This is a genomic window from Fulvivirga lutimaris (genome assembly GCF_009711525.1).
GTDB classification, from domain to species: Bacteria; Bacteroidota; Bacteroidia; order Cytophagales; family Cyclobacteriaceae; genus Fulvivirga; species Fulvivirga lutimaris.
Genome location: NZ_SMLV01000423.1, coordinates 32,792 through 48,478, shown reverse-complemented (window position 1 = coordinate 48,478; position 15,687 = coordinate 32,792). Strand labels below are relative to the sequence as shown.

Annotated in this window: 14 protein-coding genes; 4 read left to right on the top strand and 10 right to left on the bottom strand. The window is 36.6% G+C overall.

All coding sequences use genetic code 11. The annotated features are described in order from the left end of the window. The 3 genes from E1140_RS17530 to E1140_RS17520 all read left to right on the top strand — a co-directional run. Positions 1-415, top strand: a 415-nt coding sequence (locus E1140_RS17530) for a DinB family protein (RefSeq protein WP_221412715.1), incomplete at its 5' end; no start/stop codon positions are given. Positions 416-429: 14 nt separating this feature from the next. Then, positions 430-1,473, top strand: a complete 1,044-nt coding sequence (locus E1140_RS17525) for an ATP-grasp domain-containing protein (protein ID WP_155186985.1) — start codon at positions 430-432, stop codon at positions 1,471-1,473. Next, positions 1,470-2,078, top strand: coding sequence for a LysE family transporter (locus E1140_RS17520; protein ID WP_155186982.1), 609 nt, complete (start codon positions 1,470-1,472; stop codon positions 2,076-2,078). Before E1140_RS17525 ends, E1140_RS17520 begins: the two co-directional genes overlap by 4 nt. Here E1140_RS17520 and E1140_RS17515 read toward each other — a convergent pair. Then, a complete protein-coding gene (locus tag E1140_RS17515; RefSeq protein WP_155186979.1) occupies positions 2,072-2,701 on the bottom strand; it encodes a DUF4230 domain-containing protein in 630 nt (209 codons plus the stop codon). The two genes, E1140_RS17520 and E1140_RS17515, sit on opposite strands and share 7 nt — an antisense overlap. A gap of 81 nt (positions 2,702-2,782) precedes the next feature. Between E1140_RS17515 and E1140_RS17510 the strand changes: the two genes are divergently transcribed. Continuing rightward, a complete protein-coding gene (locus E1140_RS17510; protein ID WP_155186976.1) occupies positions 2,783-6,544 on the top strand; it encodes a hydantoinase B/oxoprolinase family protein in 3,762 nt (1,253 codons plus the stop codon). On the opposite strand, the gene E1140_RS17505 is transcribed toward E1140_RS17510, so the two are convergent. The 9 genes from E1140_RS17505 to E1140_RS17460 form a co-directional block, all read right to left on the bottom strand. Beyond that, positions 6,533-7,429, bottom strand: a complete 897-nt coding sequence (locus tag E1140_RS17505) for a S66 peptidase family protein (protein ID WP_155186973.1) — start codon at positions 7,427-7,429, stop codon at positions 6,533-6,535. The two genes, E1140_RS17510 and E1140_RS17505, sit on opposite strands and share 12 nt — an antisense overlap. A gap of 66 nt (positions 7,430-7,495) precedes the next feature. Beyond that, positions 7,496-8,032: an OmpH/Skp family outer membrane protein gene (locus tag E1140_RS17500; RefSeq protein WP_155186970.1), complete on the bottom strand. Its 537-nt coding sequence runs from the start codon at positions 8,030-8,032 to the stop codon at positions 7,496-7,498. A 25-nt stretch (positions 8,033-8,057) separates the two neighbouring features. After that, positions 8,058-8,588: an OmpH/Skp family outer membrane protein gene (locus tag E1140_RS17495; protein WP_155186967.1), complete on the bottom strand. Its 531-nt coding sequence runs from the start codon at positions 8,586-8,588 to the stop codon at positions 8,058-8,060. Between the two features lie 2 nt (positions 8,589-8,590). After that, complete coding sequence (locus E1140_RS17485; RefSeq protein WP_246203000.1) at positions 8,591-11,425, bottom strand: BamA/OMP85 family outer membrane protein; 2,835 nt, start codon at positions 11,423-11,425, stop codon at positions 8,591-8,593. A 3-nt stretch (positions 11,426-11,428) separates the two neighbouring features. Then, positions 11,429-12,115: an undecaprenyl pyrophosphate synthase gene (gene uppS, locus E1140_RS17480; RefSeq protein ID WP_155187003.1), complete on the bottom strand. Its 687-nt coding sequence runs from the start codon at positions 12,113-12,115 to the stop codon at positions 11,429-11,431. Between the two features lie 112 nt (positions 12,116-12,227). After that, the gene (gene porG, locus E1140_RS17475) at positions 12,228-12,968 is read right to left on the bottom strand and encodes a type IX secretion system protein PorG (RefSeq protein ID WP_155186964.1); all 741 of its coding nucleotides are present in this window, start codon (positions 12,966-12,968) and stop codon (positions 12,228-12,230) included. After that, positions 12,965-14,038, bottom strand: coding sequence for a DUF6089 family protein (locus E1140_RS17470; protein WP_155186961.1), 1,074 nt, complete (start codon positions 14,036-14,038; stop codon positions 12,965-12,967). Before E1140_RS17470 ends, porG begins: the two co-directional genes overlap by 4 nt. Before the next feature lie 73 nt (positions 14,039-14,111). Further along, the gene (locus tag E1140_RS17465) at positions 14,112-14,987 is read right to left on the bottom strand and encodes an NAD kinase (RefSeq protein WP_155186958.1); all 876 of its coding nucleotides are present in this window, start codon (positions 14,985-14,987) and stop codon (positions 14,112-14,114) included. 8 nt (positions 14,988-14,995) lie between these two features. After that, entirely contained in the window at positions 14,996-15,661 is a 666-nt protein-coding gene (locus tag E1140_RS17460) for a CBS domain-containing protein (protein WP_185153656.1), read from the bottom strand. Between the last annotated feature and the right edge of the window lie 26 nt (positions 15,662-15,687).

Sequence of the window (15,687 nt, the reverse complement as noted above, 5' to 3'; positions counted from 1 at the left end):
CAACAACTCAACAATTGGTCAACATATCAGGCACACTCTGGAATTTTTCACTTGCCTAATGCATAATTGTGAAAATGGAGTTGTCAACTATGATAAGCGTGATCACGATAAATTAATAGAATCTGATAGAGACCTTGCCCTAACTGTAATTGATGATATCAATTCATTTTTGGATAAATCTGAAGCTGATACCGAGCTGATACTTGAAGTTAACTATAGCTTTTCAGATGACATTTTGACCAAAATAAAGACAAGCCTTTCAAGAGAATTAGCCTATAATATTGAACATGCAATACATCACATGGCCATTATTAAAATTGGCTTAAAAGAAATCGCCAGTTATATCTCAGTACCAAGTCATTTTGGGGTGGCTGTTTCAACTATAAAATACCAGCAACAGACACCTTCGGCTTGATAAGCTGTTGAATAATGAGCCTTTTTGATAGAATTTGGAGAAGTAACTTTCTCATCAGGTTCAGAAGTTGGGAATACTGGCCTTTTCTTGCTGTTTATTGGCCTGTCTTTATCTATTGGTTATGGCTGTCTTTAAGGGCCAGATCTTTATTTTACTTTACTGCTTCAAATCCAGGTATTGAAAACGGTGGTATGCTTGGAGAATCAAAAATTAAAATTTTAGATGAAATTGATGACTCCCTAATTCCCAAAACCATATACATCAAAAAGGATGCTCCAATAAAAGAAGTCGCTCTACAAGTTCAAGAGTCATTCAAAAAATACCCCATTATATGCAAGCCTGATGTTGGAGAGAGAGGTTGGAAAGTAGAGAAAATAAAGAGTGACAAAGAGTTAGAGGTATATAACCAAAATATTGCTGTTGATTATATAATTCAGGAATTTCTAACTGAGCCTATGGAGATGGGTGTTTTCTATTATCGCTACCCTAGTGAGTCTAAAGGTATAGTTAGCTCCGTTGTAATTAAGGAAATGCTTACACTGGTGGGTAATGGAAAATCATCTATTGAAGAGCTTATTTTAGCTAATGATAGAGCAAAATTGCAATGGAATACTTTAAAAGTCAGATATCAGAATCAGCTAAATAATATCTTAGAGCAAGACCAGAAGATGGAACTAGTGGCCATCGGAAACCACTCAAGGGGCACTAAATTTTTAAGCGGAAATCATTTAATCAATCAAAAACTTATTGATGCCTTTGATCAAATTAGTAAACAACTCAAAGGCTTCTATTTTGGAAGATTTGATATCAAAGTACAATCTGTTGATGATCTTTATGATGGCAAAATAAAAATCATGGAGTTAAATGGCGCGGGATCAGAACCAGCACACATTTATCATCCCGGCAGTTCATTATGGAGTGCATATAAGGCAATCTTTCATCATTGGAAGGTATTGTTTAAAATAAGTGTCGCTAATCATAAACTAGGAGTGCCATATTTATCCTTTAAAGAAGGTCTAGCCACATATAAGAAAATCTCATCAGAGGGCAAATTATGATAATTTTTGCAATAGCATTCATATTCAGCTTTCTAGGATCGATTCCTCCAGGTTCTATTAATATAAGTATTATTCAGCTTTCTGTTGAAGGTAGAATGGCCGCTGCTCTACGCTTTGCGCTTGCCGCTGCTTTAATAGAATATCCTTATGTAATTATTGCAATCGAGTTTGAAGATTGGCTGACCTCTACGCCTGTGATAATGAACAACATAAGATTGATCTCTGCAGTAGTAATGCTAACTCTAGGTGCAGTTAATCTTAAAGTATATTTTAGACCTACCAAAAATAAAACCTTTGAAAAACTTCAATCGAGTGGGTTTAGAAAGGGCTTGATCATCAGCATTCTAAATCCGTTGGCTATCCCATTCTGGATTGGGATTACGGCATATTTAAAAAATCAGCACTGGCTTAAAATAACTAACTGGGGAGATAAACTGGTTTATGCTACAGGAGTCTCAATTGGTACATTTACACTATTGGCACTCTTTACCTTTTTAGGTAAACGAATAAAACTTAAAATATCCTCAAAAGGACTAGCTCAGTTAATACCGGCTATTATTTTTATCCTTTTAGGGCTCTACGCCTTACTAAAACTGGACTACTGATTTAGCCCATCAACTTTTACGGATTCAGGTCGTTCAGTGATTATTACCACTTTACCACTTATTTTTTCAAGCATAGGTTTTAAAATAAGCTCTGCATTATCTCTGGTTCTTTCCAAAATGCCAGAATTTAAGGCAGCTTCTCTTATTTCACTTTCTGCACTTTTATAAGCATCTTGAATAAACTCCTTTTTATCTATCATAGGGTTAGTCTCCAAAGAATAGATTTTTGATTTTTCCATATCAAGCTTGTAATAGCACAACTCTGGCTTCGGCAGATTGATAAAAATGGTATCATTGCTTTGCTGCACATCCTTTGCTTTTATCTTGGTCAGATCAATACAGCCAGTAGCCTCACCTACACTAATAATCGCTATTTTGCTATCAGGCCCAAGCTTAAAAAACCTCAAGTACTCTTTGCTTATTTTCTTCACCTCAGTAATCTCTTTGAAATTATATTTGACCAATTCCAGCTTGCCCAAATCTTCAATTTCTTGAACTAAAGTCTGATGATTGTAGATAACCTGCTCCTCTTTAACATCATCTTTTTGTATGTAAACCCAAAGCAGTGCCGCTATTGCTATTAGCCATGGAAGTGCTCTTAATAGTTGACTAATTGTTTTCATAAAATGATCGATATATCTCTAAATTAGGGATTTATCATAGTTTAAATTACGACACGTTGGTATCTTTCAAAAAAAATCGATATGTGGCAGATTTGGATAGATACTGGAGGCACTTTTACAGATTGCATAGCCTTTACTCCAAACAATGAGAAGAAAAGATTAAAGATACTTAGCAATGGTGTGCTTAAGGGTAGAGTAGTCAAACAAGTTTCTAAAGCTCAATTTAGAGTTGAGTTTAACTGGCCCATTGACACCGACATATTTAATGGATATCAGTTCAATATTTTAAATAATAACTCTTCTCAGCAAGTTGAATCAATAGATTTTGACAAGAGACTTATCACTCTTCAAAGTAGGTTCGAACAAACTCTAAATGCAGATCACACTTACGATTTTGAGATAACTGCAAATGAAGAAGTCCCAGTTCTGGCATGCAGGTTAGCTACCAAAACTAGGTTAAAAGACAGTCTTCCTTCAATCGACCTAAGACTTGGAACAACCAAAGGCACTAACGCTCTATTAGAACGAAAAGGAGCCAAAGTGGCTTTCCTTGTTACCAAAGGCTTTAAAGATTTGGTTAAAATTGGAACGCAACAGCGCCCAAACATCTTCGAACTTAACATACAAACGCCTCCTGAGCTTTATGAGCAAGTCATAGAAATAGACGAGCGAATAGCTAGTGATGGAACAGTACTTCAACCATTGAATTTAGATTCACTTAAGGAGCAGATTAATGGCTTAATCAAGGAGAACTATTCAGTAGCCATTGCCTTGCTCAATAGCTATAAAAACAACAGCCATGAATTAGAATTGAGCAAATTCTTGTCAAAAAGTGGAATAAAAAACATCAGTTGTTCTTCAGAGCTTTCATCGGCAATCAAAATACTTCCAAGAGCAGAAACAGCTATTGTTAATGCATATTTAGACCCTATTATGTCTAAATATATCAATGGAATAGCATTGAAATTAGCCCAATCTAATCTCAGGGTGATGTCCAGTGGTGGAGCGGTAATCCCAAGTAATAATTTTTATCCCAAAGACTGTCTACTTAGTGGCCCTGCTGGTGGTATTATCGGAGCTGCCGATATTGCCAATAAGTCAGATGTTAATGAGATAGTGACTTTTGACATGGGTGGCACAAGTACAGATGTGGCTGTCTATAAAAATGGGGTAAATTATGTATATGAGACAAAAGTTGGGGATGCCACCATACAAAGTCCTGCTATAGATATTTCAACAATTGCGGCAGGTGGTGGGTCAATTTGCAGCTATGAAAATGGAATGCTAACAGTAGGTCCGCATAGCGCTGGAGCACATCCTGGCCCGGCTTGCTATGGAAACAATGGCCCGTTGACAATAACGGATATTAACCTGCTTGCAGGAAGAATCTCTGAACACAATTTCTCAATTCCTCTAGACAGATCAAAATCAGAGGAAGTGCTTCAACTTTTACTGGATAAGATTAACGAACATTCCAAAACAAAAACCACCGTTACACAGCTTATAAATTCCTTCCTTAAAATAGCGAATGAGAAGATGGCTGAGGCTATTAGAAAAGTATCCATGAAGAAGGGTTACAATATAAGTGCAATGGCTTTAGTCTCATTTGGTGGCGCTGGTGGTCAACATGCCTGCGATCTAGCCGAGACACTGAATATTAAAAAAGTAATCATTCCCTATGATGCTGGACTATTGAGTGCATACGGAATAGGTGTAGCTGATATTGATATAATTGAACAACAACAGGTTCTTGAGGAATTTGAACTATTCAAATTCAACATAGAAACAGCATTTATAGATTTAAAAGAAAACGCATGCCAGCGATTTATCAGCCAAGGCTTTGACAGACAGCTAGTCACTCTTAAACACAGATTTTGCCACCTAAGATTAAAAGGTCAAGAAACCACAATCGAAGTAGAGTTCGAAAATATTGAACAGGTTGTCAAAAACTTTAAACAAGCCTATATCAGCCTTTATGGTCAGTGGATTTACAATAGATCAATAGAAATAGAATCTATAAAATTAGTTGCCTCAGTTGTCAGGGGAAAAGACACGTCCTCTCATCAGCTTGCTTCACAATATTCTCCTGCACATCAATCAACTCAAAATGGACTAATTGAGGATTCTTATCAAGAAGTTCCTGTCTTTGAATGGGAACAATTAAAAACAGGGGCAAAAATTATAGGACCTGCTGTCATTTCAAGTCAAAATTGCACGGTCTCTCTTAAAAACAATTGGACTTTCAATTTAGATAATAATGAAAATGCCATAATTCAACGTCAATCTCAAACAAGGACAGAGAATCAAAGTTTTTCGGCTGCAGCTGAATTGGCACTATATCAAAATCGTTTTGCAGCTGTTGTTGAGCAAATGGGAGCTATACTTGAAAGAACTTCCTTTTCGGTTAATGTAAAGGAACGTTTAGACTTTTCTTGTGCCCTTTTAGATGCAAATGGTGAATTAATAGTTAATGCTCCTCACATACCCGTTCATTTGGGTAGTTTAGGCGTCTGTGTTAGGGAGGTGGTATCAAAAATTCCGCTCAATAATGGCGATGTTGCCATTACTAATCATCCTGCTTATGGCGGCTCGCACTTGCCGGATGTAACACTAATTAGTCCAATATATTTTGATAATCAGCTCGTTGGTTATGTTGCCAACCGAGCTCATCATGCAGAAATAGGTGGAAAAACTCCAGGCTCTATGCCAACTGATGCCACGAATCTAAAGGAAGAAGGGGTAATAATAGAACCCACATTATTGATTAAAGAAGGGGCAAGCAATTTTCAAGCAATTGAAAACCTGTTTCAAAATGCTGATTACCCAACCCGATCATTACAAGAAAATATTGCTGATCTGTATGGTGCCTTAGCTTCTATTAATTGCGGTATTGAAGGAATTAAAAATTTGTGCTCAGCCCATGGGTTTGAAGTTGTAAAAACTCAAATGTCAGCGTTGAAAGTTAATGCCAGCAACTTGCTGACCCATAAGCTCAAATCAATGGCTATAGTTAACCAAAGTGCGGAAGAATACCTGGATGATGGTTCAAAATTGAAGGTTAGAATTAATCATGAGAATGAAATTCTCACCTTTGATTTTAATGGTACCTCTGAAGTTCATAAAAATAATTTAAACGCCAATTGCTCAATAGTTCAGAGCGTGATTTTATATGTATTGAGGTTACTTGTTGATGATGATATTCCTTTAAATGAGGGACTGATGCAGAACGTAAATATTATTTTACCTACTTGCCTACTTAATCCAGACTTCACTAAAACAGCACTTCCTGCAGTAGTTGGTGGCAATACCGAAGTAAGCCAGCGTCTAACCGATACACTATTAAAATGCTTAGACCTAGCCGCCTGCAGTCAGGGAACAATGAATAATTTATTATTTGGCAACTCTAAATTCGGCTATTATGAAACCATCTGTGGTGGAACCGGAGCGGGGCAAGACTTCGATGGTCATGATGCTATTCACCAGCATATGACCAATACAAAAATTACAGATCCCGAAATATTAGAATTCCGCTACCCAATTAGACTTGATAATTTCTCAGTGAGAAAAAACTCTGGCGGAAATGGGCAGTTTAAAGGCGGAGATGGCATTTCAAGAACTTTCACATTTCTTGATAACCTCACCCTTACAGTTCTTACCCAGCATAGAACTGAAAGCCCATACGGACTTAAAGGAGGAGGTAGTGGTAAAACAGGTAGGCAATTTGTAGTTAAAAAAAATGCTACAAAAGTTGACTTAAACTATGCTGATCAGGTGAATGTGCAACACGGAGATCAATTTACTATTGAAACACCGGGTGGTGGTGGCTATGGATCAGCCGATTAATTCTACTTTTGACTTACTCACATTTAATTTCATTACTCTGCCGCAAGGCACAGCCAAATTGTGTGGTTCATGACCAATTGGTATATTGAACGCAACAGGGTAATTAAACTCAGATGTATGATGCAAAACTATCTGCTCTAATGTTTGACCAAAAGGAATATTGGTATCTTTTTGCTGAGAAAAATCTCCAACGATTAAGCCTTTAAGTTTAGATAACTTATTGGCTCTTTTAAGTTGATTAAACATTCTGTCAATCTTATAAAGGTACTCATCAATTTCCTCTACAAACAGGATCTTTCCATTCGTACTAATCTCTGATTTTGTTCCTAAACAATCTGTAAGCAAAGACAAATTGCCACCAATAATTTCTGCTGAAGCATCTCCTAAAATATTATCAGCATGAACAGGTAATTGATATTCTACTTTATTATTAAACAATAGCTCCTTTAGTGAATCAAGCGATTCTTCAGTACCCATATAATCAAACTGAACAGGCATTAGACCATGAATACTTTGTATACCAATATTATTTAACTGAATGTGTAAGGCTGTTATGTCACTAAACCCAACAATCCATTTGGGGGTATTTAGAAGGTTATCAAAATTCAATAGATCCAAAATTCTGGACATGCCATAACCACCTCTGGAGCAAAAGATTGCTTTTATATCAGGATTGTTTATAGCAATTTGAAGATCACTCAACCTTTGTTCATCTGTTCCTGCAAAATATCCAAAACGGTCATATACATGACTGCCCAAATCAACTTGCAATCCCCAGGCTTCAAAGATATCAATGGCCTCTTTAATTTGAGTTTCCTGAATTGTTCTTGATGGAGAGACTATGCAGATCTTATCTCCGAATTTAAGTGATGGTGGTTGAATCATAGACTTAAAGTAACAAAAAAAGGCCTTCCTAACGGAAGACCTTTTGATTGAATTTCTTATTTATATTTAATTGGATGCTGGAGGAGTAATTCCCATTTTCTTTAGCACCAAGTCAGAGATATCAAATTTTACATCTGAGTAAAGAACAACGTCAATTCCACCAACATTGCCATTCAAAATGTGTGTATAACCATTTTCTTTGGCGACAGCTTCAATATTTGTTCCAACTTTAGCATATAAAGGTTCCATCAAGGTTCCTTGCTTCTTCTGCATTGAAGTCTGTGCGTCTTGCTGGAACTTCTGGATTCTTTGCTCCAATTGTTGTAATTCCGTTTCCTTTTCACTTCTTACAGCATCTACCATAGTTGCTGCACCTTGCTGGTAAGCCTGCAATTTTTGCTGATATTCCTGATACTTTGCTTGCAACTGGTTTTGTAACTGAGTGTTGTGAGCCTGTAGCTCAGATTCAACTTGTTTTGCTTCTGGCATTTGACTCAATATATAGTCAACATCAGCATAACCAATTTTCATCGCAGTTTGTGCCTGCGCAAAGCCTCCTATGAATAAAAAGGCCACCATAACTAATAACAATCTGTTTTTCATCGTCTTTATTTTATAATCTGTAATACTATTTAATAACATCATTTGGATCCCCTAGACCCAACTCATCAAGAACATAATCGGTATAATCATGACGCGGATCTGTATAAATCATTACCAAATCACCTGATTTGTCAAACATTATTGCCAACCTCTGCTCCTTGCACACGCGTTCAACCGCATCAAACACCTGATCCTGAACTGGTTTTATAAGTTCCTTCTTCTTTAAAAAGAACAGGCCTTCAAAACCAAATATCTTTTTTTGATATTCCTTTAACTCAGTTTCTTTAGTAGCGATCTCGTCTAGTCGCTCCTTTTTCATATCAGCGGTCAAAAGTACCTCTTCAGCCTGAAGTTCACTGTACATAGACTTGATTTTTCGTGCCATTTCCTGAATTTCTTCTTGCCAGCCCAATGAAAGCTGATCTATTTCAGCTTGCGCTTCTTTATACTCTGGCATTTTACTTAGCACATAATCAGTATCTACATAACCGAACTTTTGACTATAGCCTATGCTAAACGAAAATAATGCCAGAAATAAAATGACAAGCTTTTTCATGGTTATCTAATTTGTTGTCCAATGGTGAAATGGAACTGTGCTCCACTCTTCTCAGTCCTTCCAGGTAAGGTATCAAATCCATACCCCCAGTTGATACCAATTAGACCAAATGCAGGCATAAATATTCTCGCTCCAAACCCGGCAGATCGATAAACATCAAACGGATTAAACTGCTCAAAATTGCCCCAGTTGTTTCCACCTTCAGCAAACACAAAGCCATAGATTGTAGCTGCCTGCCCAGTAGTTACTGGATATCGCAATTCAGCAACAAATTTGTTATATGCAATACCTCCTCTAAGTTGTCCATTGGTAACTGCCGTAGCTCCGAGTCCAAAATTTGGAGGAGTAATGGCATTATTATCATATCCACGCAGACCTATCACATCATTTCCAAGAAGGAAATTCTGACCAGCCAAACCATCTCCACCAAGATTGAATCTTTCAAATGGACCTATTCCCAAATTTTTAGAATAAGAACCAATGAATCCGAAATGAGCTCTAGTTTCTAAAACAAGTTTCCCAACTAATGGAGTATAATAACTTGCGTCAAACATCCACTTGTGATACTCTAGCAACTTATATCTTTCAGCATTTTCTCTATCCCTAATCTCATCCTGTACCCTGTTTTCAAAATCAGAGGGTGAACGTTCACTAAGTGCAGGTTGACCTTCAATGATAAACTCATTGTCAACAGCCGCTCTTGCATCTTCTATTTCGGCACCGTCCAACTTCCAGAAATCTTCTTCTTTGAGAGCTGAGAATGGAGGTGTTAATGCTACACTTAAGGAAATTGAGGATCCTCTGGTAGGATACATCGGGCTATCAATACTATTTCTTGATAATGTAGAGTTAAATACAAAACTGTTTGAATTACCATTGGCATAACCAAGACCTCCACCCAAATAGTTATCAAGTGAATATACTAAGTAAGAGAATGAATTTGTCAGGGTAAAATAATTATCAGGCCACTCTAACCTTCTTCCTAAACCAACTGTTATACTTTTTACCTTTAAAGAAGCATCATAAGATGTGAACGATGGGAACACATCATTTACGCCATCACCATCTGAATCAGTTCCAAATCTTGATCTTTGAACAGAATAACTAAAACTGATTGAGAAAGAATTAGGCTTTCGTCCACCTAACCATGGTTCTGTAAATGATAGAGAATAACTCTGGAACTGACGACCGTTTGCCTGAGCTCTAATTGATAACCGTTGTCCGTCCCCAACAGGTATCGGAGTAAACTTGCCTTTAAGCATATTTCTAACAGAGAAATTGTTTAAGCTAAGGCCCAATGTTCCAACAAAACCAAAAGATCCACCCCAACCACCTGATAGTTCAATCTGGTCATTTGATCTTTCAACAAGTTCCCACTCAATATCCACAGTTCCGTCTGCTGGATTTGGCATTGGAGTAGGATTGATTTGTTGTGGATCAAAATAACCTAGCTGAGAAAGTCTCTGCTGCGTTCTAATAATATCGGATCTACTAAATTTCTCACCAGGAATGGTCTGAAGTTCTCTTCTAATAACATGATCACGCGTTCTTTCATTACCAGATATAATCACGTTTTTGATTGTTGCCTGTTCTCCTTCATAGATTCTCATTTCAACATCAATCGAATCCCCTTCAACGGCCACTTCAATAGGTTGAACTCTAAAGAACAAGTATCCATCATCCATGTAAAGGCCACTAATGTCCGGTCCTTTAGGGTTAAAGGTTAATTTTTTATCAATCAGCTCCTTATTGTAAACATCACCTTTCTCGATTGCTAAAATTTTATCTAAGGTCTCACTCTTATGTACATAATTACCCGTCCAGGTAATATCTCTGAAATAATATTTTCTTCCTTCATCAACCTTTAAAGCTATGTCGATATAACGCTCGTTGAAGTCATAAACCGAATCAACAACAATTTCAGCATCTCTATAACCTTTGGAGTTGTAGAAATCTATAACACTTAATTTATCGGTCTCATATTCTGACTTCACAAACTTGGTTGACTTGAAAAAATTAAGTTTAACGTTATCGTTAATGAAAGCCTTTAATTCCTTACCACTAACATCATAGGTTGAGTCAAAAAACTCAACAACTTTCTTGGGTTTAAACCCGAATACTAATTCAGCTGCTCTTCTGAACAATGAAATTCTAATGTTTTCATTAGTTGATTTCATTTTAGACTTTAGCTTATTATCACTTATGTTTTCGTTTCCTACAAAATGGATTTTATTGATTTTAACCTTAGCCTTAGGATTAACTACAATCTTCAGTTTCACACCATCTGTATTCAAAGTATCTTCCTGCTGAACAATTTTCACATCAGCGTTTAAAAAGCCTTTCTCTATATAGTGGTTTTTTACAGTGATCTCAGTGTTTCTGATGATTGCGTCAGACAGAATTCTACCTCTGATAAGATTTAAGTCCTCTCTAATTTGCGATTCTTGTGCTCTCTTAACTCCTTCAAATGTAAAACCGGTTAATCGAGGACGCTCTGATAACTCAATGTTTAAATAGATTTTTTCATCTTCTATTTTATCAATTGTGATAGAAACATCACCAACTAAACCATGCTTCCAAAGTTTCTTAATTGCACCGCTTATTTCATCACCAGGAATATTGACATCATCTCCTATTTTTAGTCCAGAAAGGGATATAAGTGCATTTTTATCCAATACCTTCAAACCGGTAACTTCTATTCCGGCTATAACATATTGTTGAGGGTTAGAATAATTCAGCCCACTCTGTTCTTCTTCCTGAGTATTTCTTCTTCTAAACTGACCATTAACATCAATTACGAATAGACACAATACCAACAAAAACAATACTTTTTTCATCAATCAAGAATTCACTTGTTCACTAATTCTACCAAACCTTCTTTCTCTATTTTGATAAGATTCAATTGCTTGATGCAAATCAACCTTTCTAAAGTCAGGCCATAATTTTGGTGTAATGTAAATTTCTGTGTAGGCGAGTTGCCACATCAAAAAGTTACTCACACGCATTTCACCACTTGTCCTGATCAGTAATTCTGGGTCAGGAATATCTTTTGACATGAGGAATGAACGGAAAATATCGCTATCTATTTCCTCAGGTTTAATTTCATTTTTCACAGCAGCAGCCGCAATTCGTTTTACAGCATCAACAATTTCCCATCTGCCGCTATAGCTCAGTGCCAATGTTAATGTCAACCCTGTGTTTGCCTTTGTCTGATCCATTGCTTCCTGCAACTCATTCTGACAATTGTTAGGTAAAGTACTTAATTCACCAATTGCATTGAGTTTAACATTGTTCTTCTGCAGCGTTTTTATCTCATTTTTTATAGTATGCACAAGCAACTGCATAAGTCCTTTAACCTCCGTCTGTGGTCGGGACCAGTTTTCAGTTGAAAACGCATATAATGTTAAATATTGAACTCCAAGTTCTGCACAACCCTCAGTAACATCACGGACTGCACTAATGGCATTTTTATGACCAAAAATACGTGCCGCTCCTTTACTTTTTGCCCATCTTCCATTGCCATCCATTATTACGGCAATATGCTTAGGCAAGTTGTTAGAATCTATATGTATATCTTCAATATTCACAAGGGTGCAAAATTAACCTTTTTAAGGTAAAAAAAGGCATAGAAAGTAATTTCTATCGTCTGTAATTTTTCTTATATGGGCTCGTAGGACAAGGGATTGTATAAAACGAATAGGTCATGGATAGTCCAATGAAAAAATAATGATCATTATCAAAGCGGTTACCGTATTGGTAATCTTTAATAACTATATCACCAGGGCCAACATTATCTAAATAATCAAAAAATGTCTTCCTAGCTCCAAACTCCAAACCCATATACCATTTTGGATTAAGCACATACTTAAATCCTAGCCCAAAGGGTATTGAAGGTTGAATGTTGGAATACTCTTCTGGCTTGTCACCCATGCCGCTAACCCCAAATATTGCAAGTCCTCCAAAAAGGTAAGGGGTCCACCTAATTATGGAATTTTCTTGTCGCCAGTTTAAGAAGTGGTACTCAAAGACAGTGGAAGCCTCAAATATGAATATATTAAAACTGGCATCCCTCAATTCACCAAATGCATCTATAGTTGTCTGAGCATCACTACCGCTTAGCTTTCCGGCAGTTAAACCTACTCTAAAGCTAACCTCCTTATTAAGGTTTGTTCTAAAAAATGCAGTTGCTCCCGGCTGAATAGACTTTAAACTAACACCTCGGGACAGATCTCCAATATACTTAAATCCACCAATTCCAAAACCCACCTCGGTCTCTTGACTAAAGGCAGAAGTGATTTGTAAGAACATTAATAAAAGCAAAAAAGGAAAACCAAACAATGACCTTCCTTCTAAGTTGTTTCTATTTTGACTAAATATCATCTAAACTTGGCTCTAGTGAAGGTAGCACCAATAATATACGCTACTCTAATGGTGGTAACGAAATAAACATCATTATCGTCTTTACCTCCTCTATAATTATACTGACCTTCATTACCAAAACCATCATAAATCCCATCTCCATTCCTATCACCTGCTGCCGCATTAATAAGCTCAAAATTTCTTGGACTACCACTTTCTGCGGAATTTGCCTCTCCACTTCTATCCGCGAGATATCTTGCCAAATCACTATTTAATTTACTCGGATCAACATAATTCTGACTAACATCATCCAAATAATCGGTAAACGTATACCTAATTCCAAATTCTATAGAAAGATCAAACACCTGATTTAACCTGTATCTTCCACCTATACCAAAAGGGATGGCCAATTGTATTTGCTTGTAGGGTTTAATTCCTGAATTTACGTCAGCAGCATCTAAAGTTGAATATTGACCTTCCGTACCCAAAGGTTCTAGGTCTACCCATGTTCCTGCTTCTGGCAACCCACTATCTTCTCCAACATAAGCTTGGGGATTATGATGGAATGCCGTCAACCCAATGTATGCATATGGTGTAAATTGGACTCTACTTATGTACGAAGCCTCATTCTTAAACAAGTCAAAAACTGCGACTACTGTTAGTTCCTTGATTCTATTTCTAAATTGAAGGTTTCTTACATATCTGTATCTTGCATTAGCATCAGCAGGGTCTGCTGAGTCAAAATCATCACCTCTTAAAGTTCCATATAAAAACGATGCTTTGAGCGTATATCTAGGTCCAAATCTATGAGCGAAGTCAATGCCAAATCCTGGCCTTGTAAAACTAATGTCAGTGCTTAACGCTCCTGGTTTTGGTGATAAATCACCAAAATAGTTTAGCGCATTTAGTGTTATCCCTATCGAATTATACTTCTTATCAGCAGAAAAATTGTTCTTCTTTCCCTTAAAGGAAGACATTCTTTTATTGTTCTTCCTGATCTGTTTTCTGTTCAACTGAGCAAATGCACTTTCAGAGATTCCGAAAAGGAAAATAATAAAAAATAATATAAGTATGTTCTTTGTGAATTTCATGATGAAGCCAATAACACCAAACTTTAATTCGAATTAAACATCAAAATTAAACATATTAAAACTAAAGATAAAATTAATTTCTTACATCAAGGCCCCAATTGAGCTTTTGCCTCAATGTTTTGAAATAATTGTTATCCTTTAATTGGATCAATTTAATTTTAAAATCAGCCTTTTGAACATTGAATTTTACGCTATCATCAACAGTGGTGATACGGCTGTCCAGAGACACCAGATAGTTTTTGCTTCTACCTTCAATGGTAAATGACAATTTAGAATTATCAGGAACAATAATTGGTCTGACAGTTAAATTATGTGGACTCACTGGGGTAAGAACAAAATTCTCTGAATGCGGCAAAACCAATGGCCCCCCACAGCTAATGCTATAACCTGTAGAGCCCGTAGGTGTAGAAACAATTAAGCCATCTGCCCAATAAGCATTAAGAAATTCATCATCAATAAATGCGTTAACAACGATCATAGATGATGTATCCTTTTTAAGAATGGCAAAATCATTCAAGGCAAAATTGTAACCATTGAACAACTTGTCATCTGTTTTTAGCTCTATAAGGGAACGCTCATCAAACTTGTAGTTCTTCTCAAAAAGCTCGGTAAGTGAGTCTTCAATGTTTTCTTTAGACGTAGTGGCCAAAAAGCCCAATCTACCGGTATTGATTCCTAACAGCGGCACATTTTTATTTCCTACATGAGTAACAGCATCAAGCAATGTTCCGTCACCACCCAAGGTAATGAGAGCATCTAAAGAACTGATATCATCGCCTTTTGAGTAAACATTAAAGCTGTCAGAATTTAATTTGTGCTTGCTTAAAATCTTATGAAAGTGCTCAGAAACAACAATTTGAGAGCTGTTTTGTGAAAGAATGGCTAAAACGTCCTTTATGAGTTGCAACGTTTCGGAACCAAATTGCTTACCGTGAATACCGATTTTCATAATTAAAACTAGATATCCAGGTACCTTAGAAGCAGATCAAGTCGATCCTTTTGGCCTTCCTCAATTTTTGTTTCTTGAAACCTTGCAATTATCTTGTACCCAAATCTGTCAAAGGTGGCAATTATAGCAGTTAAATCAAGTTTGTTGATCTTAAGTGTAACTCTAAGTTTTGAACCATCAAGTTCATCTTCTTTTACACTACTACTTAATATTTTCGCATTATTCTCTTCAATCAATCGACTGATTTCTGCCAAAGAATAATCAATTTGAGACATTGACAAAACCAATATACTTCCGGGCATTTGAACAGCCGCAGATTGAGCAAAAGCAGTAACTGTGTCTTGCACAGATATTACACCAATATATTTAAGCTCATCATCAAGAACACCAACCATTTTAGCAGAATTTTCAGCAGCCACCTTTAAGACATCATAAAAATGGGTGTTCTTATTAACAGAACAGCTTTCATTTAGCAATTCAAAATCAGCAACCAACTTGTCAACATCATTAACCTCAAGGATCATATCTTCAGTTAAGATACCCTTGAAAAGCTCATTATCAACAACTGGCAACTCATTTGATCGTAACTCCTCCATCCAAAGCATGGCCTTATGGGCATCATCTTTCAGTTTCAACGGAGGAATCATATGGTTAATTAATTCTTCAGCTATCATGTCCATGGGCCTCTAAAAATTTACTT

Coding starts and splice junctions, on each gene's coding strand:
- E1140_RS17485 (WP_246203000.1), bottom strand. CDS start 11,425: ATGAAAAAAGTATTGTTTTTGTTGGTATTGTGTCTATTCGTAATTGAT.
- E1140_RS17495 (WP_155186967.1), bottom strand. CDS start 8,588: ATGAAAAAGCTTGTCATTTTATTTCTGGCATTATTTTCGTTTAGCATA.
- E1140_RS17510 (WP_155186976.1), top strand. CDS start 2,783: ATGTGGCAGATTTGGATAGATACTGGAGGCACTTTTACAGATTGCATA.
- E1140_RS17465 (WP_155186958.1), bottom strand. CDS start 14,987: ATGAAAATCGGTATTCACGGTAAGCAATTTGGTTCCGAAACGTTGCAA.
- uppS (WP_155187003.1), bottom strand. CDS start 12,115: ATGGATGGCAATGGAAGATGGGCAAAAAGTAAAGGAGCGGCACGTATT.
- porG (WP_155186964.1), bottom strand. CDS start 12,968: ATGATATTTAGTCAAAATAGAAACAACTTAGAAGGAAGGTCATTGTTT.
- E1140_RS17515 (WP_155186979.1), bottom strand. CDS start 2,701: ATGAAAACAATTAGTCAACTATTAAGAGCACTTCCATGGCTAATAGCA.
- E1140_RS17470 (WP_155186961.1), bottom strand. CDS start 14,038: ATGAAATTCACAAAGAACATACTTATATTATTTTTTATTATTTTCCTT.
- E1140_RS17500 (WP_155186970.1), bottom strand. CDS start 8,032: ATGAAAAACAGATTGTTATTAGTTATGGTGGCCTTTTTATTCATAGGA.
- E1140_RS17460 (WP_185153656.1), bottom strand. CDS start 15,661: ATGATAGCTGAAGAATTAATTAACCATATGATTCCTCCGTTGAAACTG.
- E1140_RS17505 (WP_155186973.1), bottom strand. CDS start 7,429: ATGATTCAACCACCATCACTTAAATTCGGAGATAAGATCTGCATAGTC.
- E1140_RS17520 (WP_155186982.1), top strand. CDS start 1,470: ATGATAATTTTTGCAATAGCATTCATATTCAGCTTTCTAGGATCGATT.
- E1140_RS17525 (WP_155186985.1), top strand. CDS start 430: ATGAGCCTTTTTGATAGAATTTGGAGAAGTAACTTTCTCATCAGGTTC.